This window comes from Bordetella sp. MIP270_01_BMS (assembly GCF_054958705.1).
On record NZ_CM143297.1, the window covers coordinates 3532654 to 3555394 of the forward strand.

General features: G+C 64.4%; 25 protein-coding genes. 14 read left to right on the forward strand and 11 right to left on the reverse strand.

The genetic code is table 11. The features are described 5' to 3' along the window. Nucleotides 1-233: 233 nt before the first annotated feature. The 12 genes from htpG (at nucleotide 234) to ACV17W_RS16640 (ending at nucleotide 12425) form a co-directional block, all read left to right on the forward strand. On the forward strand, nucleotides 234-2135 hold the full coding sequence (htpG, locus tag ACV17W_RS16585) for a molecular chaperone HtpG (protein WP_462593431.1): 1902 nt from the start codon (nucleotides 234-236) through the stop codon (nucleotides 2133-2135). 115 nt (nucleotides 2136-2250) lie between these two features. Then, nucleotides 2251-2991 carry an IclR family transcriptional regulator gene (locus tag ACV17W_RS16590; RefSeq protein ID WP_462593432.1) on the forward strand — a complete coding sequence of 247 codons (741 nt, stop codon included), beginning with the start codon at nucleotides 2251-2253 and terminating at the stop codon, nucleotides 2989-2991. Between the two features lie 109 nt (nucleotides 2992-3100). Then, nucleotides 3101-3502, forward strand: coding sequence for a nuclear transport factor 2 family protein (locus ACV17W_RS16595; protein ID WP_462593433.1), 402 nt, complete (start codon nucleotides 3101-3103; stop codon nucleotides 3500-3502). Beyond that, a complete protein-coding gene (locus tag ACV17W_RS16600; RefSeq protein ID WP_462593434.1) occupies nucleotides 3499-4800 on the forward strand; it encodes an aminotransferase class III-fold pyridoxal phosphate-dependent enzyme in 1302 nt (433 codons plus the stop codon). The genes ACV17W_RS16595 and ACV17W_RS16600 overlap by 4 nt, the downstream gene beginning before the upstream one ends. Further along, entirely contained in the window at nucleotides 4797-6026 is a 1230-nt protein-coding gene (locus ACV17W_RS16605) for an allantoate amidohydrolase (RefSeq protein ID WP_462593435.1), read from the forward strand. The genes ACV17W_RS16600 and ACV17W_RS16605 overlap by 4 nt, the downstream gene beginning before the upstream one ends. An 18-nt stretch (nucleotides 6027-6044) precedes the next feature. Further along, the gene (speB, locus tag ACV17W_RS16610; RefSeq protein WP_462593436.1) at nucleotides 6045-6998 is read left to right on the forward strand and encodes an agmatinase; all 954 of its coding nucleotides are present in this window, start codon (nucleotides 6045-6047) and stop codon (nucleotides 6996-6998) included. 46 nt (nucleotides 6999-7044) lie between these two features. Continuing rightward, nucleotides 7045-7848, forward strand: coding sequence for an extracellular solute-binding protein (locus ACV17W_RS16615; protein ID WP_462593437.1), 804 nt, complete (start codon nucleotides 7045-7047; stop codon nucleotides 7846-7848). Beyond that, nucleotides 7848-8114, forward strand: a complete 267-nt coding sequence (locus ACV17W_RS16620) for a hypothetical protein (RefSeq protein WP_462593438.1) — start codon at nucleotides 7848-7850, stop codon at nucleotides 8112-8114. Before ACV17W_RS16615 ends, ACV17W_RS16620 begins: the two co-directional genes overlap by 1 nt. 32 nt (nucleotides 8115-8146) lie before the next feature. After that, nucleotides 8147-9253 (forward strand): ABC transporter ATP-binding protein, encoded by a 1107-nt coding sequence (locus tag ACV17W_RS16625; RefSeq protein WP_462593439.1) that lies wholly within the window; start codon nucleotides 8147-8149, stop codon nucleotides 9251-9253. Further along, a complete protein-coding gene (locus tag ACV17W_RS16630) occupies nucleotides 9250-10134 on the forward strand; it encodes an ABC transporter permease (RefSeq protein WP_462593440.1) in 885 nt (294 codons plus the stop codon). The genes ACV17W_RS16625 and ACV17W_RS16630 overlap by 4 nt, the downstream gene beginning before the upstream one ends. A 1-nt stretch (nucleotide 10135) precedes the next feature. Next, nucleotides 10136-10930: an ABC transporter permease gene (locus ACV17W_RS16635; RefSeq protein WP_462593441.1), complete on the forward strand. Its 795-nt coding sequence runs from the start codon at nucleotides 10136-10138 to the stop codon at nucleotides 10928-10930. A 10-nt stretch (nucleotides 10931-10940) separates the two neighbouring features. Next, nucleotides 10941-12425: a sulfatase-like hydrolase/transferase gene (locus tag ACV17W_RS16640; RefSeq protein WP_462593442.1), complete on the forward strand. Its 1485-nt coding sequence runs from the start codon at nucleotides 10941-10943 to the stop codon at nucleotides 12423-12425. Between the two features lie 147 nt (nucleotides 12426-12572). Here ACV17W_RS16640 and ACV17W_RS16645 read toward each other — a convergent pair whose 3' ends face one another. From ACV17W_RS16645 to ACV17W_RS16655, 3 genes are all read right to left on the reverse strand, one after another. Continuing rightward, a complete protein-coding gene (locus tag ACV17W_RS16645) occupies nucleotides 12573-13538 on the reverse strand; it encodes a Bug family tripartite tricarboxylate transporter substrate binding protein (RefSeq protein WP_462593444.1) in 966 nt (321 codons plus the stop codon). Nucleotides 13539-13608: 70 nt separating this feature from the next. Continuing rightward, nucleotides 13609-14082, reverse strand: a complete 474-nt coding sequence (locus ACV17W_RS16650; RefSeq protein WP_462593445.1) for a DUF3237 domain-containing protein — start codon at nucleotides 14080-14082, stop codon at nucleotides 13609-13611. After that, nucleotides 14079-15344 (reverse strand): flavin-dependent oxidoreductase, encoded by a 1266-nt coding sequence (locus ACV17W_RS16655; protein WP_462593446.1) that lies wholly within the window; start codon nucleotides 15342-15344, stop codon nucleotides 14079-14081. Before ACV17W_RS16655 ends, ACV17W_RS16650 begins: the two co-directional genes overlap by 4 nt. Nucleotides 15345-15485: 141 nt before the next feature. Here ACV17W_RS16655 and ACV17W_RS16660 point away from each other — a divergent pair, with 141 nt between their 5' ends. Further along, nucleotides 15486-15977 carry a MarR family winged helix-turn-helix transcriptional regulator gene (locus tag ACV17W_RS16660; RefSeq protein ID WP_462593447.1) on the forward strand — a complete coding sequence of 164 codons (492 nt, stop codon included), beginning with the start codon at nucleotides 15486-15488 and terminating at the stop codon, nucleotides 15975-15977. An 18-nt stretch (nucleotides 15978-15995) separates the two neighbouring features. Here ACV17W_RS16660 and ACV17W_RS16665 read toward each other — a convergent pair whose 3' ends face one another. The 4 genes from ACV17W_RS16665 to ACV17W_RS16680 form a co-directional block, all read right to left on the reverse strand. Beyond that, nucleotides 15996-16616, reverse strand: coding sequence for a glutathione S-transferase family protein (locus ACV17W_RS16665; RefSeq protein ID WP_462593448.1), 621 nt, complete (start codon nucleotides 16614-16616; stop codon nucleotides 15996-15998). Nucleotides 16617-16629: 13 nt separating this feature from the next. Then, nucleotides 16630-17208, reverse strand: coding sequence for a 1,6-anhydro-N-acetylmuramyl-L-alanine amidase AmpD (gene ampD / locus ACV17W_RS16670; RefSeq protein WP_462593449.1), 579 nt, complete (start codon nucleotides 17206-17208; stop codon nucleotides 16630-16632). Nucleotides 17209-17328: 120 nt separating this feature from the next. After that, nucleotides 17329-17583 carry a PP0621 family protein gene (locus ACV17W_RS16675; protein WP_462593450.1) on the reverse strand — a complete coding sequence of 85 codons (255 nt, stop codon included), beginning with the start codon at nucleotides 17581-17583 and terminating at the stop codon, nucleotides 17329-17331. A gap of 1 nt (nucleotide 17584) precedes the next feature. Further along, a complete protein-coding gene (locus ACV17W_RS16680) occupies nucleotides 17585-18427 on the reverse strand; it encodes a cytochrome C assembly family protein (RefSeq protein ID WP_462593451.1) in 843 nt (280 codons plus the stop codon). Between the two features lie 108 nt (nucleotides 18428-18535). Here ACV17W_RS16680 and ffh point away from each other — a divergent pair, with 108 nt between their 5' ends. Next, nucleotides 18536-19945 carry a signal recognition particle protein gene (gene ffh / locus ACV17W_RS16685; RefSeq protein ID WP_462593452.1) on the forward strand — a complete coding sequence of 470 codons (1410 nt, stop codon included), beginning with the start codon at nucleotides 18536-18538 and terminating at the stop codon, nucleotides 19943-19945. A gap of 198 nt (nucleotides 19946-20143) precedes the next feature. Here the strand turns inward: ffh and lysM are convergent, their stop codons facing one another. The 4 genes from lysM to pip all read right to left on the reverse strand — a co-directional run bounded on the left by lysM (nucleotide 20144) and on the right by pip (nucleotide 22741). Further along, entirely contained in the window at nucleotides 20144-20590 is a 447-nt protein-coding gene (gene lysM, locus ACV17W_RS16690; RefSeq protein WP_462593453.1) for a peptidoglycan-binding protein LysM, read from the reverse strand. 141 nt (nucleotides 20591-20731) lie between these two features. Beyond that, nucleotides 20732-21436 carry a class I SAM-dependent methyltransferase gene (locus tag ACV17W_RS16695; RefSeq protein ID WP_462593454.1) on the reverse strand — a complete coding sequence of 235 codons (705 nt, stop codon included), beginning with the start codon at nucleotides 21434-21436 and terminating at the stop codon, nucleotides 20732-20734. A gap of 152 nt (nucleotides 21437-21588) precedes the next feature. Then, nucleotides 21589-21789 carry a sulfur carrier protein ThiS gene (gene thiS, locus ACV17W_RS16700; protein WP_462593455.1) on the reverse strand — a complete coding sequence of 67 codons (201 nt, stop codon included), beginning with the start codon at nucleotides 21787-21789 and terminating at the stop codon, nucleotides 21589-21591. Nucleotides 21790-21799: 10 nt separating this feature from the next. After that, nucleotides 21800-22741 (reverse strand): prolyl aminopeptidase, encoded by a 942-nt coding sequence (pip, locus tag ACV17W_RS16705; protein ID WP_462593456.1) that lies wholly within the window; start codon nucleotides 22739-22741, stop codon nucleotides 21800-21802.

The following is a 22741-nucleotide window of genomic DNA, read 5'->3' on the forward strand; positions in this document are numbered from 1 at the left end:
CGGCTGATGCGGGCGGCGTGTGGCACGGGATGGGAGTTTATCGGGGGGGCCTAGCCGTGGCCTTGACGAAAGACAATGACGCGTGATCCTTACGATGATACGCCCGCTATGCGCAGGGGCCCTTGAAATTGAGAATGGCCGCCCCTATAACAGGCAGGCCATTTATAACTTCCGGGATCTGTGCCCGCTCGCCGGGGTTCCGTCCCGAATTTGTTTTTTACTTTTACGCCACTATGAATCAAGCCACTACGCCCGCTACGCCGGAAACTCTGGGCTTCCAGGCAGAGGTGAAGCAGCTGCTGCACCTGATGATCCACTCGCTGTACAGCAACAAAGAGATCTTCCTGCGCGAACTGGTGTCGAATGCCTCGGACGCGTGCGACAAGCTGCGCTTCGAGGCCATTGACCAGCCCGAGCTGCTGGAAGGCGATAGCGAACTTGCCATCCGCGTCGAGTATGACAAGAGCGCCCGGACCATCACGATTTCCGATAACGGAATCGGCTTGTCGCGCGACGAGGCCATTGCGAACCTGGGCACGATTGCGCGCTCGGGTACGCGGGAGTTCTTTTCGCAGTTGACGGGCGACAAGCAGAAGGATGCCCAGCTGATCGGCCAGTTCGGGGTGGGTTTTTATTCGTCGTTCATTGTGGCGGACAAGGTGACGGTGCTGAGCCGCCGGGCTGGCGCGACCCAAGCCATACAGTGGGAATCCGACGGCCAGGGTGAATTCAGCATTGCGGCGGCCGAGAAGGCGACTCGCGGCACCGACGTTACCCTGCATTTGCGCGAAGACCAGGACGAACTGCTCAGCGGCTGGAAGCTGCGCGAGATTCTGCGCCGTTACTCAGACCACATTTCGCTGCCGATACGCATGGCCAAGGAAGAGTGGGATGCCGACAAGGGCGAGCAGGTCAAGCGCGAAGAACTCGAAACGGTCAACCAGGCCAATGCCCTGTGGACGCGCAGCAAGAGCGACGTCACCGACGAGCAATATCGCGAGTTCTACAAGACGGTTTCGCACGACTACGATGACCCGTTGGCCTGGACGCACAACCGGGTGGAAGGGCGCAGCGAATATACGCAACTGCTCTACGTGCCGAAGCACGCGCCTTTCGACCTGTGGGATCGCGATGCGCGGCGCGGCGTGAAGCTGTATGTGAAGCGCGTGTTCATCATGGACGACGCCGAACAGCTGCTGCCTTCGTATTTGCGCTTTGTGCGCGGCGTGATCGACTCGGCCGACCTGCCGCTGAACGTGTCACGCGAGATTCTTCAGGAAAGCCGCGATGTGCGGGCCATACGTGAAGGCTCGGCCAAGCGCGTGCTGTCGCTGCTGGAAGACCTGGCCGAGAACAAGCCCGAAGACTACGCCACATTCTGGACTGAGTTCGGACAGGTGCTGAAAGAGGGCACCGGCGAAGACGCCGGCAACCTGGAGCGTATTGCAAAGCTGCTGCGCTTCGCTTCGACGCAATCGGGCGACGCTGCCCAGACCGTTGCGCTGGCCGACTATGTGTCGCGCATGAAAGAAGGGCAGGACAAGATCTACTACGTGACGGCCGACAGTTTTGGCGCAGCCAGCAACAGCCCGCACCTGGAGATTTTCCGCAAGAAGGGAATTGAAGTCCTGCTGCTGTCGGACCGGGTGGACGAGTGGATGCTTTCGTACCTGCGTGAGTTCGACGGCAAATCGCTGGTGTCGGTGGCCAAGGGCGGCCTGGATCTGGCCGAGCTGGCGGACGAGGAAGAGAAGAAGAAGCAATCGGAAGTGGCCGAGTCATTGAAGCCGCTGGTCGAGCGCCTGCAGAAGGCCCTGGAAGACCAGGTGAAAGAGGTGCGCGTGACTTTGCGGCTGGTGGATTCGCCTGCTTGCGTGGTGGTGGGGCAGAACGAGCTCAGCCCGCATCTGCTGCGCATGTTGAAAGCCGCCGGGCAGGAAGCGCCCGATGTGAAGCCCGTGCTCGAGATCAATCCGGAGCACGCGCTGATCGCCCGGGTGCGTGACGCGGATGAAGCCGAGTTCGATCAATGGGCCCGGTTGCTGCTGGATCAGGCGCTGCTGGCGGAAGGCGCGCAAATTGCCGATCCGGCCGCGTTCGTCAAGCGCCTGAACGCCTTGTTGCTGAAGGCCTGAGCGGAGCCCTGTGCCGTTCAAGGGCGGGCACCCCATGGGGTGCCCGCTCTTTTTTTGGGATCGGCCGGCTGTCGGGCTACACTTTGAGCGTTGTCATGATCCAAGCCCGACTCCCATGAGCAATCCGCTCGACCGAGCCTTCCACTTGCTCGATATCGTCGCCAGCGCGCGGCGGCCGATGTCTCTTATCGAGATGGTCCAGCGCAGCGGACTTCCGCAATCCAGTACCTACCGGCTGGCTTCGAACCTTGTCGAAACGGGCATGCTCACCTTCGATGCGCAGTCCAAGACTTATGTACCGGGCAGCAGGGCGCACCGGTTGTCGCTTCTGCTGGGGGGCACGGATCGTATCGAACAGTTGCTGGATCCGGCGCTCGAATCCATCGCCCTGTCTGTGGAAGAAACCAGTTTCTTTGTGCTGGCGACGCTGGGCGGCCCGCAACTGCTGCGCTACAAGGTACCCGAGGTCGGCGCCCGGGCGTTCGTGCATCCTGGGTATAGCTATCCGATCCACGCCACCGCAACAGGAAAGGTAATTGCCGCCTTCGGCCACCAGGACCTGCGTCAAGTGGTCGCGGAAGCACAGTTCGAGCAGTACCAGCCTGAGACCCTTACCGACAAACGCAAGCTGCTGGCGGTTTTTGCGGACGTGCGCGCAAAGGGCTATGCGATCAACGTCGGTGAACTCGATCGCGATGTCTACTCCGCGGCTGCGCCGGTGTTTCACCGAGGGCATCTTGCCGGGGCGCTCGGTTTTGTTGGACCCGCCAGCCGCGTGTCGGAGGCGTCCGCGCAAGAAAGCGTCCATCGGCTGCTGGATGAAGCGGCGCGACTGTCCCAACTGCTAGCCAACTGAACGCGGTCCCGCCCCGGACACAGGGCATTGGGATATACCCTTGCCACGCTTGCAGATTCTGTTTTCTGGATTATTATTCCGAAAACGTGTCAGGAATCGGCGGCGGGCTATGCAGAATCTTCCTACCAGACAACTTCTCGATGAGTTCGCGGCCGCATGGAATGCCCATGATGCCGATCGCTTGTTGGCATGCATGACCGAGGACGCGGTGTTTTACGGCGCCGCTGGCCCGGGCCCCGAAGGGACGGTGTGGAAAGGGCATGCGCAGTTGCGCCAGGCCTTCGCCGCGATCTGGCGGCTGTACCCGGACGCTAGGTGGGCGGATCCCATCCACGCCATCGATGGAGACCGCGCCTTCAGTCAGTGGACGTTTCGTGGCACCTCCGTGGAAGGCGAACGTGTGCACATGCGCGGCTGTGACCTGTTCGTGCTTCGCGAGGGGCTGATCGCGGTGAAGGACACCTACCGCAAGCAAACCTTCGCGGCGCAAGCCAGCAGGGGAAGTCAATGAGTCCGTTGATTCGTACCGGCCTGAACGCTGGCAGTGGCCCGCGCTGGAAAGTGGTGGGCGGCGCCGGCGTGCGCTTCCTGCTGGACGATGGCCGGCAGGTCATCGACGCTTCCAATACGGGCGGGCCGCTTGGCCATGGGCACCCCGAGCTTGTGGAGGCGGTGTGCAAGGCGGCCGCCAGCCCGGTGATCAATGAGGGGTGGTTCTGGGCCGAGCGCGAGCAGGCCGCCCAGGACCTGATCGATATCGCCTTTCCCGGTGAACCGTGGGCCGCCGGCGTGCGGTTCTTCCTGTCCGGTAGCGAGGCCAACGACATGGCGCTGTCGCTGTCACAAGTGCTCACCGGGCGCCAGGCGTTTGCGACGCGCGTGCGCGCCTATCACGGCATGTCGGGAGTGTCGCAGCATCTCACCGTGCAGCCGCAGTGGCATGGTGGCCTGTCGGTCAAGGACGCGCCATCGCGGCCCGTGCCCAATCCGTTTGATATTCGGCAGATTCCCGAGCCTATGGGAGCCAAGTACGGCCCGGTTGCAGACGACAGGCCATTGCACGAGCGGCTCGCGGGCTTGCGGAACACACTGGACGGCGTGGCGGCAACCATCATCGACTACACCCAGGGCGGCATCTACTACGATCCGCAGTACCAGGACGCCGTGGCCAAAGCCGCGCGCGACGCGGGTTCGCTGTGGATCGCTGACGAAGTCGTGACCGGTGCGGGACGCGTCGGCCGAATGTTCGCTTTCCAGGGCGCAGCCTCGCGTCCCGACGTCGTGACTATGGGCAAGGGGCTGGCAGGCGGCCTCGCGCCCATCGGCGCGGTGGTGCTTTCCCAGGACATCGTGGACGAAATGCGCGGCAAGAGCTGGCAGACCTACTCCACCTTGCGCGCTCATCCGGTGGCGATGGCCTGCGTGCGTGCCTACCTGCGGATACTCAGACGCGACAAACTCGTGGGGCGAGTCAAGCATCTGGAAGCCCTAATGGAACACCGATTGCTCGAGATCGCCGCCAGGCATCCGTCGGTCGCACGCGTGGACGGCAACGGTCTGCACTGGACGGTTGAGTTGCATGGCGAGGACTGGCGCACCTGGGAAGGTAACTCGAGCGCCGAACCGCTGGCATCGAAGGTATCCAATCGTGCACTGGAGGCCGGCGCACTCATCGGCACCAGTGGCGAGAGCGCATCGCTGTTCCTCGCGCCGGCATTCGTGATGGAGGAGTCCGACCTGCATGCCGTCCTGGACGCGCTTGACCACGGACTGGAGGCTGCCGATGGCCACACGGGGATGCGCGCATGAAGCCGGTCTTGCGTGTCGACAGCGATCGCCTGTGGCAGTCCATCATGGAGCATGGCCGCATCGGCGCCACGCCCGAGGGCGGGCTGAACCGGGAGGCGCTCACCGAGGCGGACAAGATCGGGCGCGACCTGTTTGCCGGCTGGTGCACGCAAGCGGACATGGAGGTGGCGGTGGACGAGCTGGGAACCATGTACGCGACGCTGCCGGGAACTGAGGCGGGGCGGCTGGCCATTGCAACGGGTAGCCATCTCGACACGCAGTGCACCGGCGGACGGTTCGATGGCGTGCTGGGCGTGCTGGCCGGTCTGGAAATCGCCCGCGTGTTGCGCGATGCAGGCATCGCGCTTCGCCATCCGCTGACTGTGGTCAATTGGACTGCGGAAGAGGGTGGGCGTTTCAAGCCGTCGATGGCGGCCAGCGGCGTGTATGCGGGCATTTTTCCCAAGTCCGACGTTGAGCAGTGGCGGGATGCCGACGGCATTGGATTTCAGTCTGCATTGCAGGCCATCGGCTATCGCGGCAGCGAGCGCGTCGGCCAGCGGCGTTTCCGTACCTTCCTCGAACTGCATATCGAGCAGGGGCCCGTGCTTGAGCGGGAAGGCAAGCAGATCGGCGTGGTCACGCATGCGCAGGCCATGAGCTTCAGCAATGTCACGATCCAGGGGAGGCCCAGCCATGCCGGCACCACGCCCATGCAGGACAGGCTGGATCCTATGTCCGCCTTTGTGCGCATTGCCGCGGCTTGCGAAACGCTAGCGCGTGCCACACGGGACGCACGCTTCACGGTTGGCGCGATCCAGGCGGATCCCGGATCGCACAGTGTGATTCCGCGTCAGGTCAGCTTCACCCTGGATCTGCGGCATCCGATGCAACGCGAATTGCGCAGCCTGATCGACGGGTTTGAGGCGGCAGCACACGCCGAGCGTAAGCGCGGCTACACCATCACGCGCACGGAGTTCGGGACTTCTCCCGAGCTGCCCTTCGCTCCCGAGTGTGTGGCGGCGGTGCGCCAGGCGGCAGTCTCCTGCGGCTACTCGGCGATGGACATCGTCAGCGGCGCGGGGCATGACGCGGTCTACGTTGCGCGCGTGTGTCCGACCGGAATGATCTTTGTGCCCTGCCTGGGTGGCGTCAGCCACAACCCGGCCGAGAGCATCACTCAGGAGCAGGCCGCGGCGGGCGCCAATGTCTTGCTGCACGCCATCCTTGCTCTTGACAATCTTTGACCCTAACCGATGAGAGCCATGGCCAATCCCGCATACACACCTATTGACGCCTCCAAGATTCCGCGTTTCTCCGACGTCGCGACCTTCCTTCGTACGAGGCGCATCGATATAAATGAGGAAATCGACATCGGCTTGGTGGGGGTGCCCTTCGACATCGGACTGAATTATCGCGGCGGTCCGAGGGAAGCGCCTGGTGCGGTACGGCAGGCAAGCCGCATTATTCGGATGGTCCATCCGACCTTCGGTACGCAGCCCTACGCGCTGTGCAATGTGGCCGACATAGGGGACGCGCCAGTCAACCCCCTGGATAAGGACGGCAGCCTCGCGGCGATCGAGCAGCACTTTCGGCAGATGACTGAATTGGGTATCCGGCCCATCGCCATCGGCGGCGACCACACGATCCCTACTCCGATTCTGCGGGGCATCGCGCGACAGGAGCCGGTGGGCATATTGCACATCGATGCGCATGGCGACACGCTGGACGAGCTGTGCGGAACGCGCGTGAACCATGCCACCTTCATGCGGCGCGTGCTGGAAGAGCAGCTGATCGATCCCAGCCGCGTAGTGCAGGTGGGCATGCGCGGCTCGAGATTTTCGTCCGAGGACATCGCCTATGGCTACGAGGCCGGCTACACAATCATCACCTATGATGAGTTCGAGGCGATGGGGCGCGACAAGGTGATGGCCATCATCCGCGAGAAGCTGGGCACCGGCCGAACCTACATGTCCATCGATATTGACGGGCTCGATCCGTCGTTCTGCCCTGGTACGCCGGTGCCCGAGATAGGCGGGCTCACGCCGCGTGATGTACAGATGATCATCCGGTCGCTGCGGGGGGCCGATCTGGTGGGCGCAGACATTTCAGAGGTCGCGCCTTGCTACGATCCGACAGGTATCACTGCGGTGACTGCCGCGAACCTCATGTTCGAACTGCTGTGCGTGATGGCCGAGAAGTCCGGCGCGCGTGCGTGATTCAAATCAGTGACGCCTTAACCGTTAATTCTTTCGGAACACTGCCATGACGCAAGTCTCCAGAAGGACGATCCTCAAATATGCATCCGGTGCGCTGCTGCTGGGCGTGCCTATGTTACTTCGGGCGCAGCCCGCATCCCGGCAGCTTGTGGTCAGTGGTTGGGGCGGCACCTTCCAGGACGCGATGCGCAAGGCGCTCTTTGCGCCGTTCGCCAAGGAAACAGGGATACGCGTGGTCGAGGTGACCTACGGCGGCCAGGGCCTGGCGCGCGTCAAGTCGCAGGTGGAAGCGGGCAAGGTCGAGATCGATCTGCTGGACGGCCCGCCATTCTGGCCGATCATGGGCGCGAACCAGGGGCTGCTTGGGGCATTGGATCTCTCCGGCGTGGCTGACGCCGGGGCGCATTTGCCCGGCGCCATCGGCGAGTATGGGTATGGCTACGCAGCCACGTCCTGGGGCATCGCCTACAACGCCGATACTTTCGCCAAAGGCGCGCCGAAGACCTGGGCGGACTTCTGGGATACGGAAGGCTACAAGGGACGGCGGGCCTTCTTCGGCGGTGTGCCCGTGCGGCATCCCGAGTACGCCCTCATGGCTGATGGGTTGCCCACGGACCAGGTCAATCCCATGGATACGGCAAAAATCGACCGCGCCTTCGCGAAGCTTGCGAAGATCAAGGCCCAGATTGCGGTTTGGTACCAGAGCAACGCGCAAATGGAGAGCCTGCTGGTCAACGGCGAGATCGACATGGGGGAGCTCACCTCCAATCGGGCGTACTACCTTGGTACCCAAGGCATGCCCGTGCGGTTCCAGTACAACCAGGCGGTCATGAATCAACTCGTGCTCTGATGGCGAAGAACGCGCCAAACCAAGCCAATGCGGAGGCGTTCCTGCGCTTCTGCAGCCGGCCGGACCGGCAGGCGGAGCTGGCGGCGATCACGTTCACGGGACCGTCGAATTCCCGCGCGCTCGGCATGATTACCGACGAGTCCCTGGCCAGGGCGCTGCCGACCGAGCCTCGCAATCTGCAGCAGCAGGTGCAGCTCGACTCCGGCTTCTGGGCCGCCAACCTTGCTGCGCTGGGCCCCCGCTGGGCGCAGCTGACTTCCCGATGAGCGGCCACGCGCCCTGCGGGGCGCGGCCGCTCATGGCCAGAACCGTGTCGGCTTCGCAGCCGGCCCTGGTGCTCGACAGGGTAGAGAAGCACTTTGGGGACTTCGCCGCGGTTCGCGGTGTCTCGTTCGCAGTGCAGCCAGGGGAATTCGTATCCTTGCTCGGTCCTAGCGGCTCGGGCAAGACCACTATCCTGCGCTTGATTGGCGGCCTGGAATTTCCCACTGCAGGCCGCATCTCGCTCAATGGCGCGGACATCCAGCAGCAACCCTCTTACCGGCGAAACATCGGCGTCGTTTTCCAGAAGTACGCGCTCTTTCCCCACATGACTGCGGCACAGAATGTCGAGTTTCCGCTTAAGCGGCGCGGCGTGCCGGAGCGCGAGCGCCGTCAGCGCGTGGCGGCGGCGCTAGACATGGTGCGGCTGGGCGACTTGGGCAAGCGCTATCCGCACCAACTCAGCGGTGGCCAGGAACAGCGGGTCGCGCTGGCACGCGCGGTCGTTTTCCAGCCCGATGTTCTATTGCTCGACGAGCCGCTCGGCGCGCTGGACAAGCAACTGCGCGAGCAAATGCAGCGGGAGATCCGCAGTGTGCAGCGTCAGCTGAACATGACGACCATTTTCGTCACGCACGACCAGTCTGAGGCGATGGCCATGTCCGACAGGATAGCGGTGGTCAACGGCGGGCTGATTGAGCAGATCGACACGCCTGAGACCCTGTACGAGCGCCCGGCCAGCGAGTTCGTGGCGGGATTCGTGGGCGATTCCAATTTGCCGAGATGTGATGTGCTTTCGGCGGAGTCCGGGCACTTCGTGGTGCGGCTTGCGGGGGGGGCGATGATACGCGCGCAGGGGCCGGGCGCGCCCGGCGCCCAGGCGCTGCTTTTGGTACGGCCGGAAAAAATCACGATTGCAACAGAACGGCCAGGTGATCAATACTCTAACGTCCTCGAGACACGCGTTGTGACGCGTACCTATCTTGGCGACGTCGTCCTCTTTACCGTTTCGTGCCCGGCGGGCACCTTCACCGTGCGTCGTGGCGCAGGCGGAAGTGCGGCTCGGATCGAACCCGGGGACACCGCATGGATTGCGTGGCAAATTGCGGACTGCACCCTGGTGCGGGCAGGAAGTCCCGTATGAACGGGGCGATCGCATTGCCGTTGCGTTCGGCGCGCGCCAGCGGGAGGCTTGCGCCGGGCGCGCTGTTCGGCCTGTGCCTTATCGTGCCGGCCGCCCTACTGGTGGGGGTGTTCTTCATCCTGCCGTTGGTGCGGCTGGGCGGCGTCAGCGTGGGGTTTCCCGAAGCCGGTCTCGACGCTTACAAAGAACTTTTCACGGTATCCGGATACGCAGGCACACTCGCGGCGACGCTCAAGGTGAGCGCGATCGTGACGGTACTCTGCCTCGTGCTCGGCTATCCGGTGGCCTTTCTGATGTCACGCAGCAGCCCGCGTATCCAGGCGCTGGTCGCCATGCTGGTGCTGTTGCCATTCTGGACCAGCCTGCTGGTACGCAACTACGCGCTTATCTACATCCTGCAGAGAAACGGGGTGGTCAATCGCTTGCTCATGGACATGGGCATCATCGACGCTCCGTTGCAGCTGATGTTCAATGAACTCGGCGTGATCGTGGGCATGACGAACGCGTTGCTGCCCTTCACGGTGTTCCCGATTTATGTCTCGCTGCAGGCTCAGGACAAGGCGCTGGTACCCGCGGCCTTCAGCCTGGGGGCTGCGCCGGCCGTGACGTTCTTTACCGTCACACTGCCGCTTAGCATGCCAGGCATCGGCGCGGGCGCCGCGGTGACCTTTGCCACCGCACTCGGGTTTTATGTCACGCCCGCACTGCTCGGAGGCGGCAAGGTCTTGCTGTCAGCAACCTACATCGCCAAGGAGATCAACGAGTTTCTGAACTGGGCCGCGGCGGCAGCCGCGTCGATGACGCTGCTTGCCGTGGTGGTCGCGCTGCTGGCGCTGCGGCATTGGGCCGGAAGCCTGCGCCAGGCCAATTGGAGACGCTGACATGGGACAGGCGGGCCGACTGGGCTGGGTCATGGGGGTGCTGGCAGCACTCGCGCTCGCGTTCCTGGCACTTCCCATCCTGATGATATTTCCGCTCTCGGTAGACCCGAGCGCCTTTCTGCGTTTTCCTCCTACCGGCTTCAGCTTCAAGTGGTACGAAGCCTTCCTGAGCAGCCGCGACTGGCTCGATGCGGCATGGGTAAGCGTGCAGGTAGCGACGGGCGCGAGCATCATCGCCACGGCATTCGGCACGGCGGCAGCCATCGGGCTGGCGCGCGACGGGGTTCCCGGTAGGGCGGTCATTTCCCTGGCTCTCATCAGTCCCCTGCTGCTGCCGACCATCGTCGCGGCCGTCGCGATCTATGGCATCTATACCCACTTTGGCCTGGCGGGCACCAAGTCGGGCCTGATGATCGCTCATGCCGTGCTGGGATTGCCATTCGTAATCCTCAATGTGAGCGCGGCGCTCAAAGGGTTGCCGCGTGGCCTGGAGGAGGCCTCGATGAGCCTTGGAGCTCATCCCGTGAAGACGCTGTTTCTGGTGACTTTGCCGCTGGCTTGGCGCGGTGTAGCTGCAGGCGCCGTGTTCGCTTTCGTAATTTCGTTCGACGAGGTGGTGATCGCCATGTTCCTGAGCAGCCCCAGCATGACGACGCTGCCCAAGAAGATGCTGGACGGGGTGTTCTTTGAACTCACCCCCATGCTCGCCGCGATCTCAGCTCTGCTCGTGATCTTCAATGTCGCGCTCGTGCTTCTGGGGCTTGCCCTGACGCGCAAGCGGGACGCCATTGCCTGAGGAAATCCCGATGACCCGCAAGCCAAACATCCTGTTCATCTGCGCGGACGAGCTAACGCGGGGCGCGCTCAGCTGCTATGGCGCAGACTTCGTGCATTCGCCCAATCTCAACCGGCTTGCGCAGCGCGGGATGCGGTTCTCCCGCGCCTATACGAATTCGCCGTTGTGCGTTCCCGCCCGCGGCGCCATGGCCACGGGCCACTTCGTCCACGAGATCGGTTGCTGGGACAACGGTCATCCCTACCACGGTACGCCTCCCGGCTGGGCGCACAAACTTCGCGCCGATGGTTATCACACAGTATCGATCGGCAAGAACCACTATCGAAGCACTGCCGACGACAACGGGTTCGACGAGGAAATGCTGCCGATGCATGTGCGAGGCGGCGTCGGCGATCTGTTCGGCATGCTGCGCAAAGAAAGCGCCACCTATCCCAGCGAACGCGTCGCCGCGATTGCCCATACCGAGGACGCGCCGGTTGTCGTGCGCGGGCCGGCGGCGATGGCAGAAGTGGCCGGCGCAGGCGAGACCAATCACACCGAGTACGACAGGCAGATCGCAGCGGCGGCCTGTCGCTGGCTGAATAGTCATGCGGGGCGCGCCGAGCCCTGGGCCCTGTACGTCTCCTTCGTTGCTCCACACTTTCCACTGGTGGCGCCGAAGGAGTTCTTCGACCTGTATCCGGCCGACGGCTTGCCCCGCCCGGCGCACTACGCGCAAGGTGAGCGGCCTGTCCACCCTGTGGTGAATGCCCTTGCCCGCATCTGGAATTACGACGACTACTTCACGCCCGAAAAGGTAATGCGCGCGCGTGCCGGCTATTACGGCCTGGTGAGCTTCCTGGATTACCACATTGGCATGCTGATGGCTTCGCTGGAGCAGGCAGGGGCGATGAACGATACGCTGGTGCTCTTTACCAGCGACCACGGAGAGATGCTGGGCAACAAAGGTATCTGGAGCACTTCGGCGCTCTATGAGGAATCGGTCGGAATTCCGCTGATGATCGCCGGTCCTGGCATCGCATCGGGTGTTGTGCAGGACAGGCTGGTTTCTCACGTCGACATTCATCCCACGTTGCTGGAGCTGGCGGGCGCGAGCGAGGCGAGCTATCACGGACCGGGGTTGTCGCTGCTCGCGACACCGACGCGTCCACGCTCAGTGCTGGCCGAGTATCACGCGGGGGCTTCGATCACCGGCTGCTTCATGTTGTGCACAGAACGCTGGAAGTACCTGCATTATCCAGGGTACCCCTCTCAACTGTTTGACAGGGAAACCGACCCTCTGGAAGCGCACGATCTGGCGGGGTCCGAGGCGCATCGGCAGGTACTTGCCGAGTGCGAGACGCGACTGCGCGAGATCCTGGACCCGGACGAGGTCAACGAACGCGCTTTCGCGGACCAGGAAGCCACTATCGAGCGGCACGGCGGCGTCGAGGCGGTGAAGCATGGCGGGCACCCCGGGGAGCACGCTGTGGATCGGCGGTTGGGTGTGGAATAGAGGGTACGTGGCCCCTTCTGGCGAGTGCCCGACTACCCGATAACCTGAACGGCTGGCTCTTGTGCGGACGGCGGCGCCGCCCGCGGATGCCGTCGATCAGGCGGACCTGGCCTGCCGCCGCCGTACGAAACCCTTCACTACCGCCGCTCAGTCTGCCTTGAAGCCGGTGGCCTTGACGATGGCGGTCCAGCGCTGGGCCTCGGTGTCGAGCAAGTGCTGAAGGTCCTGCCGGCTGGATCCGACGATCTTGAAGCCCGCATCGCCCAGAGTGCGCGCGGCTTCAGGCGCCTGCAAGGCGGCAGCACTTTCGGTCTGCAGGCGATCCAGGATGGCGTCGGGCGTGCCGGCCGGGGCGAACAGGGCGAACCACGCGCCGAAGTCGACTTTGTCGTAGCCCGCCTGCTTGAAGGTGGGTACGTCGGGCAGGGTGGCGGAGGGTTCGCTGCCGGTGACCGCCAGGGCGCGCATTTTGCCGCCCTTGACCTGGGGGGCGGCAAGCGCGGTGGTGACGAACGCGGCCTGCACCCCGCCCGAGATCAGGGCAGAGACTGCGTCGCCGGTGGAGCGGTAGTGCACGGGCTCGATGTTCATGCCAGCTTCGCGCGCGAATAGTTCGGCACCGAAATGGCCTGGCGTGCCGGCGCCAAACGTACCGAAGTTGACGCGATCGCCGGCGGACTTGCCGGCAGCCACGAACGCGGCCAGGTCTTTGTAGGGCGAGTCGGCCGGGACCACCAGCACAAAGTCGACGCGCACCACTTCGGAAATGGGCGCGAAGTCTTTGGTGGGGTTGTAGTTCAGGTTGCTGTAGGTGGCGGGGGAAATGCTGATGGAGCCGACTTCGCCCAGCAGCAGGGTGTAGCCGTCGGCGGGGCTGCGTGCCACGGCCTGGGCCGCGATCTGGCCGCCGGCGCCGGCGCGGTTCTCTACGACCACGCTCTGTTTCAGGCGTGTGCCCAATTGCTGCGACAAGGTGCGGGCGACGATGTCGGGGCCAGTGCCCGGGGGGAAGCCGACGTTCAGCCGGATGGGGGCATCCGGATATTGCGCGAAGCCGGCCGTGGGCAGGCACAGCAAGGCGGTCGCTATGAGGCGGCGCAGGGTCGATTGCATGGTGAGTCTCCAGGTAGAGCACCGTCGGTGCATGGCCGGCGGTTGCGAGTCGCGAAACAGGGCGTGGTGCTCAGCCGATACGGTAGAAGGCGAGCTCGACGCGATCAGGAAACCGTGCGCCGGTGCCGACGAACAGATGTTCGTTCAGCCAGGCAAGTTCGGGCGCCGCGGTTTCGAAGCGGGGATAGGTGCGGAAATACAGCCGCGCGGGGTCGACGGGCTCGCCACGCGCGAGTCGGCCGATGTCGTCGGCGCTGCCGGTGCGTATGCCGGTGTTTTCGACATACACCCGGTGCCCTTCGGGGGTTTCGATGATGTAGCGCGCGTGGATATCGGTGTAGGTGGCGGAGCGGATCGACTGGAAGTCGGCTCCGCCCGGCAGGATGACGCCGTTGAGCCGGCCGTACGCCTGGCCGCCCAGAATCGGAATGATGCGGCGGCGTCCTTGCGGCGCGTCGCCGACTTCCTGGGGCGTGCCGACCTGTACATGCAGGGTCGCGATGTGTTCGAGGTTCGGGGGGGCGGGATGCACGATGTCGGTCATGGGGTGACTCCGGAGTGGCGGCGCAAGGCGGCGGGATCGAAGCCCGCCAACTGCTTGTAGCGCAGGGAGACGGCCTGCAGTTCTTCGTGTGAAATGACTTCGGAGATGTCGTCGAAACCTTGCGGGGCACGCTCTTCGGCCATCTGCATGACTTGCTCGGGGCCGTTGAGGCGGTTGCGCAGCACGATGCCGGCCGTGCGGGGCAGGCGGTCGGCCTCATATTCGAGCAAGACGGTTTCCAGGGCGCGCACCTGGCCGCGATGGGCCTGTGCCAGCCAGTCGGACAGGCAGCGCGCATCAAGTATGGCCTGCGCCGAGCCATTCGACCCGATGGGGTACATGGGATGTGCCGCATCGCCCAACAAGGTCAGGCGGCCGCGGGTCCAGCGCGGCAGCGGGTCGCGGTCGACCAGAGGAAACTCGTAGATGGCCTGCGCGCCGTCGATGATGGACGGAATATCGATCCAGTCCCAGCGCCAATCGGCGAAACGATCGGCGAAGACGGATTTGTCGACGCTGCGATTCCAGTCGGTGGCCGGCAGTGTGGCATCGGGGATGGCCAATTCGGCGATCCAGTTGATGAGCGACCTGCCGGTGCGGCGCACGGGTTCCGAGATGGGGTAGCAGACGAATTTCTGGTCTTGGTGGCCGGCCATGAACATGGTGCAGCCGTCCAGGTAGGGATCGGCTTCGGTGACGGCGCGCCATAGCATGCGTCCGGAAAAGCGCGGCTCGTCGCCTGATGGGAAGAACTGCCGGCGCAAGGCGGAATGAATGCCGTCGGCGCCCACCACGGCGTCGCCCCATACCGTATGCAGAGCGCCGTCGGCGCGACTGCGGAAATGGGCGCCGGCGCGCTGGCCGTCTTGCTGCGCGCTTTCGAGCGCCATGCCGGCAATGATGGCGTCCTGGCCCATACGCGCGCGCACGGCGTCGGCCAGCAGCATCTGGAATTCTCCGCGATGAATGGAGAATTGCGGCAGGGGATAACCGGCATGCAGGCCGCGCGGTTCGCGCCAGATCGGCTGCCCCAGCTTGTTGTAGTAGTGCAGGGCCGAGGTGGGGATGGCCCGCTCGGCGAGCTGTTCGAGCAAGCCCAGTTGTTCCAGTTCGTTGACGGCGTGCGGAAGCAGGTTGATGCCCACACCCAGCGGGCGCAATACTTGGGCGCTTTCGAATACACGGCACTTGATGCCGCGCTGATGCAGCATCAGCGCGAGGGTCAGCCCGCCGATGCCCGCACCGGCGATGATGATCTCCATGGTCTCTCCAGGTTCTTTTTATTGTTATGTACCATAACAAAAAGAACCGCCCTTCGAACACTGGGGCTTTCCCGGGGCGGGTAGCGCGCGCGCACCGTCTTGGGGTAGTGTGTAGTCCCTTTTCTTTCCGCCCAGCCGCCTATGCCTCCCGCCCTCACGTTCAGGCCGCGCCGGCCATTGGCCCGCGGTGAACACTTCGACCCCCATGTGCCCGGCGTCGAGTATGGGGTGCTCGATGAACTGGTGGGTTATGCCATACGGCGCGCGCAGATCCTCATCTACGAAGACTTCCTGGGTGCGCTGGCGCCCTGGGACATCACGCCGCAGCGGTTTTCCGCGCTGACGCTGATTGCCGAGAACCCGCGTCTGAAACTGACGGAGCTGGCGCGGATTCTGGGCATCGCGCGTTCAGGAGCCGTGCAGCTGGTGGACCAGCTGCAAGCCATGGGCTATGTGACCCGCCAGGAAGCGGCCGCTGACCGGCGCGCCTTTTCGCTGGTGCTGACCGCGCCGGGCCGGCAGGCGCATGCCGAGATCACGCAGGCCGTCCAGGCGCACGATGCGCGCATCAGCAGCAAACTCGCCGTCGAGGAACGCCTGCAGTTGATCGCGCTGCTGGGCCGGCTGGGCTAGGCGCGGCCGCAGGACGGCTCAGGCCAGCGGCAGCGTCAGAACGCCTTGCGGGGCCGGGCGCATCATCAGGCGGCGATACCAGGCCGATAGCGCCGGGGTGTCGGGGCGGCTGATGGGCATGGCCAGCCAGCGATGCGCCACACTGCCCAGCACGATGTCACCCATGGTGAACTGGCTGCCCGCGATGAATTCGCGGTCTTGGAGGGCGGCGTCGAGAATCAGGCCCAGCTTGTTGGCGTGCCGGGTAGAGGCTTCGATCGCTGAAGCGTTGCGTTCGGATTCCGGAGTGCGGATCAGGCCCAGGAAGGCCGGCACCATGGCGGGTTGCCATTCGGTGGCAGTCCAGTCCATCCAGCGGTCGGACTGCGCACGCGTGGCTACGTCGTGCGGCCAAAGGCCGCCTTCGCCATAGCGAGCCGCCAGGTAGCGCACGATGGCGTTCGATTCCCACAGCACCAGGCCGGCGTCGTCGATGACGGGAACCTTGCGGTTGGGATTCATCTTGCCGTATTCGGGCGTGTCGAGGCCGCCGTATTGGCCACCGACGGATTCGGTGGTGTGCGGCAGCGCGAGTTCACGCACGGCCCAGAGCACTTTCTGTACGTTGACCGAGCTTGGACGTCCCCAGATCTTCAGCATGTCGATTCCTTGATTAACGCGGGGGCAGCATGCGGCGGGCGCAGGCTGCCATGCGGCCAAAGCGCGGCCAGTTGAAAGCGGGACCGGGGTCGGTTTTGCGCCCCGGCGCGATATGCTCGTGGCCGCGCACCGCCCTCAAAGGGTAACGCGCCCACAGTAGCCGTGTCAGCTTGGCCAGAGCAGTGTACTGGGCGTCGGTATAGGGAATTGTGTCGGTGCCTTCCAGTTCGACGCCCAGGGAGAAATCATTGCAGCGCTCGCGGCTGTCCAGCCTGGAGATTCCGGCATGCCAGGCGCGCGCGTCGGTGGATACGAACTGCACGATTGCGCCTTCGCGGTCGATGAAGAAATGCGCCGACACGCGCAGGCCCCGCAGCCGTTCCAGCCAGGGGTGGGCGCCGTGGTCCAGGCGGTTGAGGAACAGGTTGGCAACATGCGGGCCGCCGAAGCGTCCCGGCGGCAGGCTGATGTTGTGGATGACCAGCAGCGAAACCGGGGTGCCGGCAGGACGAGGGTCGCAATTGGGAGAAGGGAGGAGGCGCACGCCCGGCGCGGGCGCCAGCCACCCGTGTCGATCAAGCTGTAAGTACATGGGTGCGCGGCTCATCGAATGGGTAAGCGTAGCCTTCCATTATGCCTGCCTTGCCCACCGGGCCCCGGCGTGGGCGCGGGCGCGGGGGCTCATGCGGGAAGCGCGCGCCGGCGGGCGGGGCTAGCGTTCGCCCAGCCGCGCGTGGTCGTTGCTGCACCACACCTTGCCGTTGATCTGCAGGGCTTCGGAACGCGGCAGGTGTATGCCGCAATGGGCGCAGCGCACCATGGATTCGACGGACTGTGCCCCGGGGCGGCGCGCGGGCGCCCCGCCCGGTGCGGCATCGCGGCGCTTGGCCGCGGCGCGGGCGGAGGCGATGCGCAGCAGCATCATGACCACCAGGATGACGATGACCCAAAGTAACAACTTACCCACTTCAGCTCCGATGCAGAATGACTTCGAGTACGAAACGGCTGCCTGTGTAGGCCAGGATCAGGAACGCGAAGCCGGTGAGGGTCCAGCGCAAGGCCACGCGGCCGCGCCACCCGCGAATGTGGCGGCCCAGCAGCAATACGCCGAAGGTCAGCCACGACAGCAGCGTGAAGACGGTCTTGTGGTCGAAGGGCAGCACCTTGCCGGTGAGCTGCATGGAAGCGATGGAGCCCGACGCCACCGCCGCCGTCAGGACTGCGAAGCCGATCCAGATGACCCGGAACAGCAGTTGTTCCTGCACCAGCAGCGGCGGCTGGGCGTCGAGTATGCGGCCTACGATGCTGCGTTCGGCGGGGGCTTCGAGGGGGCGATGCAGATGGCGATCGAGCAGGGCCATGAGCAGCGCGTGCAGCGCGGCGACGGTAATCAGGGCGTAGGCGGCCAGTGCAATCAGCAGGTGCAGGCGCAGCCAGCCATCGTTGGCGTGCGGCACCAATTGGCCTTGCGGAAACAGCGCGGCCATGGCGCACACCACGGCGGCGGCGGGCAGCAATAACAGTTGCAGGCCGTCGATGCGGACCAGCAGGCTTTCCAGCCAGAACACCACCAGCCCCAGCCAGACCGTGGCCGACAGGGCCAGGGCCCAGCCGATGTACAGGTGGGAATCGCCCAGCATGGCTTGTTGCAGGCCCGCGCCATGCAGCACCAGCGCACCCAGCAGGCACGCCCGCGCGATGCGGCCCGTTTTTTCGACGCTGCCCGCGCCCTGCAGGCGGCGCCAAAGCCCTGCGCCGAGTACGGCGTACGCCAGCGCAGCCACGGCGTGAAATACAATGCCTGATGACATAAAAACCGTTGTCTGGATGGGGCCCTTGCGGCATTCGTCGCCGGCAGGTGCAAAAGCCGACCGCCCGGGCCACTGTTCAATCAACTAGTGTAAGCGGAAACGCCTCTCATGCTCGATAACCTCACACAACGTTTGTCTCGCGTCGTCAAGACGCTGCGCGGCGAAGCCCGCCTGACCGAGGCGAACACTCAGGAAATGCTGCGCGAAGTCCGCATGGCGCTGCTCGAGGCCGATGTGGCCTTGCCGGTGGTTCGCGACTTCGTGGCCCGGGTCAAGGAAAAGGCCCTGGGCGAAGAAGTGGTGGGCAGCCTGAGCCCCGGCCAGGCCCTGGTAGGGGTAGTCAACAAGGAACTGACTGCCCTGATGGGTGGCGACCTGGGCGCGGGCGCCAGTGAGCTTTCGCTCGCGGTGCAGCCCCCGGCCGTCATCCTGATGGCTGGCTTGCAGGGCGCGGGCAAAACCACCACGACCGGCAAGCTGGGCCGCTGGTTGGCGCAAGGCCAGCACATACAGAACGGGCGCAACACCGGCAAGAAGAAGGTGCTGACCGTCAGTGCCGACGTCTACCGGCCCGCCGCCATCGAACAGTTGAAGACCGTGGCCCAGCAGGCCGGCATCGACTTCCTGCCGTCCGACCCCAGCCAGAAGCCCGAAGACATTGCGCGTCATGCGGTCGATCATGCCCGGCGTCACCATTACGATGTGCTGATCCTGGATACGGCCGGCCGACTGGGTGTGGACGAAGCCATGATGCGCGAGATCCGCGCCTTGCACGATCTGGTGAAACCGGTCGAAACCCTGTTCGTGGTGGATGCCATGCAGGGGCAGGACGCCGTGAACACGGCGCGCGCCTTTGGCGAAGCCTTGCCCCTGACCGGCGTGGTGCTGACCAAGCTCGACGGCGATGCGCGCGGGGGTGCCGCGCTGTCTGTACGTCACGTCACGGGCAAGCCGCTGAAATTCGTGGGCGTGTCCGAAAAGCTCGACGGCTTCGAACCTTTCCATCCCGACCGGATGGCCCAGCGTGTGCTGGGCATGGGCGATATCGTTTCTTTGGTCGAGCAGGCGCAAAAGAACATCGATATTGCCGAAGCCCAGAAACTTGCGACAAAGCTGAAGTCGGGCAACAAGTTCGACCTGAACGATTTCCGCGAGCAACTGGGCCAGGTCAAGAAGCTGGGCGACATGGGTTCCCTGCTGGAAAAACTGCCTGCGCAGTTTCAGCAAGCCGCGGGGCAACTGCAGGGCGGCCAGGCCGAAAAGCAGCTGCGTCGCACCGAAGGCATCCTGAACTCGATGACCGCCGCCGAACGCGCCAAGCCCGAACTGATCAAGGCCTCGCGCAAACGCCGCATCGCGGCCGGCTCGGGCGTGCCGGTACAAGAGGTGAACCGTCTGCTGGCTCAATTCGAGCAGATGCAGGGCATGATGAAGCAGATGAAGAAAGGCGGCATGTCGAAAATGATGCGCGCCATGGGCGGCATGAAAGGCCTGGGCCGCTTCGGTGGCCTGAGGTAGGCGCCACGGCGCCGGACCTGCGGCCCGGCAGGGCGTAGGCGCGTAAAAGCTTAAGGCCCCGCATCATCGCCGCCGCCCGAGAGCGACGCCAAAAAAAAGGCCAGGCGTGAAGCCTGGCCAAGATGATCGGAGCGAACGGGGAGGGCCCGCCCCGATACAAACCGGCAGACGCTGCGGGGGTCTGCCGGTTCGTGCGGTTCAGTTCAGCGGCGGAATGCGCAGCACTTGCCCCGGATAGATCTTGTCGGGGTGCGTCAGCATCGGCTTGTTGGCTTCGAAAATGACGGTGTGCTTGGCGCCCTGGCCCTTGCCGTAGTGCGCCTCGGCGATCTTCCACAGGTTGTCGCCCTTTTGAACGGTGTACATCTGCGCTTCGGGCGCGGTTTGCTTGGCCGTCAGCTGGTTGTCGACTTGCGCGACTCCAACCGTGTTACCCAGAGCCAAAGAGATTTTTTCGGCTTCTTCGGTGGATGCAGCCTGACCCGACACGGTGACTTTGTCACCATCGACCTTGATATCCAGCCCTTCGGCGTCCAGGCCATGCTTGGCCAGTTCTTTGCGCATTTCGTCGACCGACGCTGCCTGCGCCTCGCTGGCTCCGAAGAGCTTTTCGCCTACATCTTTGATAAAGCTGAGCAGACCCATGATGTGTCCTTGCGATTGTTAATAAACGTTAAGTGCGCGTAGGCAGAAGATAACGGAACTTATTGCCTCGCAGACGGATTATGGTCCTATAACGGGTCGCGTGCCGGGCTGAATATGGACAAGATGTAACGGTCCGCCGCGCTAATGCGTCCATCGCGTCGGGCGACGAGTCAGTTTCCACACGTGGGCGGGCGGGACGTTTGCGAACACGGTCTCGGTGCGGCAGGCTCGCAGGCCCAACCGGTCGAGGATGCGCCGCGGGACGGGGCAACGGGGCCCATACGTGAAAAGGTGGACGGCCGCCCCAGGACGCAACTGCGCGAAGGTGCCGCGCAGGATGCTGATTTGTTGCCTGACGGGCATGTTCAGCAGCGGCAGGCCGCAGACCGCTACGCCGGCAAGGCCGTCGATGAACAGGGGCTCGCCCTGGAGCTTTGCTGCATCGCCCTGGTGCACATAGGCCGAGGGGAAATCATGGCGCAATCGGTTGGCCAGCTGCTCGTCCATTTCGACGAGCGTGAGCTGGTGGGGGTGCAGGCCGCGCGCCACCAGCGCTCGCGTAAAGGCGCCCGTGCCGGCACCGAGTTCCAGGCATGGCCCCGACGATGCGTCGATGCCCAGGGTGATCGCGGCAGCCAGGCGAGGGCTGGAGGGCCAGATGGCGCCGATGGCTTTGGGATTGGCGCGCCACGCACGCAGGAAGACAATGCGTTCGGCGACCCACGAATGCCGGGCGAGGTGCCCGGCGGCGTGGCCCGTGGCGCGACTTGCGGCGCCAGCCATACGAAACAGTAGCGATCCGAAAGGCCGGCCGGGGAAGGTTCCGGACAGGGCTTTGGGGGGCATGCAGCGACTCCTGGTTGTGGGCCGGGGCGAGGCTGCGGGCCGCGCGCCGGCTTCAAACACAGGCGTCAGGGTACTACGGGCAAGCGCGTGTGCGAGGCGCAAAGGGCTGTGGGTAGCGCACCGTTGATAAATATCACATTGTGTTGTGGGGCTCAGCCGCCGCCCACCGCGACGACGATTTCGACATGGTCGCCATCGCGCAGGGTGGTCGCGCTGTGCTGGCTTTTGGGCACGATCTCGCCATTGCGTTCGACCGCCACGCGCTTGCCCGCGTACCCCAGGGTCTGGAGCAGTTCGGATACGGTGGAGTCCAGGGGAAATTCGCGCGCTTGTCCGTTGAGCGTAATGTGCATGATGGTTTCCTTACTGTGCGGCGTAGGCGTCGGTGGCCTCGATCAACCTTGCCAGCGTGCCCGGTTCGTCGAAGGCATGGCCCGCGTCCGGAACCAGGTGAAAGCTGGCTTGCGGCCAGGCGCGGTGCAGGTCCCAGGCGGTACGCGCCGGCGTGCAGATGTCGTAGCGGCCTTGCACGATGGTGCCCGGGATACCGTGCAGCTTGTGCGCGTCGCGGATCAATTGGCCTTCTTCCATGAAGCCGCCATTGACGAAATAGTGATTCTCGATGCGCGCGAAGGCCAGCGCGGCGCGATCCGCGGCGTGGCTCTGCTGGTGGCGCGGGCTGGGCAGCAAGGTGATGGTGCTGTCTTCCCATTTGCTCCAGGCCTTGGCGGCACGCAGCTGCTCGGCAGGGTCGGGGCTGGTCAGGCGCTTGTGGTAGGCGGCGATCAGGTCGCCGCGTTCATCGACGGGAATGGGGGCGACGTAGGCTTCCCATTGATCGGGGAACAGCCAGGACGCGCCTTCCTGGTAGAACCATTGCAGTTCGGCGCGGCGCAGGGCGAAGATGCCGCGCAATATCAGTTCGCTGACATGGGCGGGATGCGTCTGGGCATAGGCCAGCGCCAGGGTGGACCCCCATGATCCGCCAAACACCAGCCAGCGCGGCGCCTGCATGACTTCGGCGCGCAGCCGCTCGATGTCGGCGACCAGGTGCCAGGTGGTGTTGTTCTCGAGGCTGGCGTGCGGCGTCGAACGGCCGCAACCGCGCTGGTCGAACAGCAGTACGTTGTAGCGCTGCGGGTCGAACAACTGACGATGAACCGGCGAGCATCCGCTGCCTGGCCCGCCATGAAGGAAGACGGCGGGTTTGCCTTGCGGGTTGCCGCAAAGTTCCCAATAGACCTGGTGGCCGTCGCCAGTGTCCAGCATGCCGTGGCGGTACGGCTCGATGGCGGGGTACAGCAT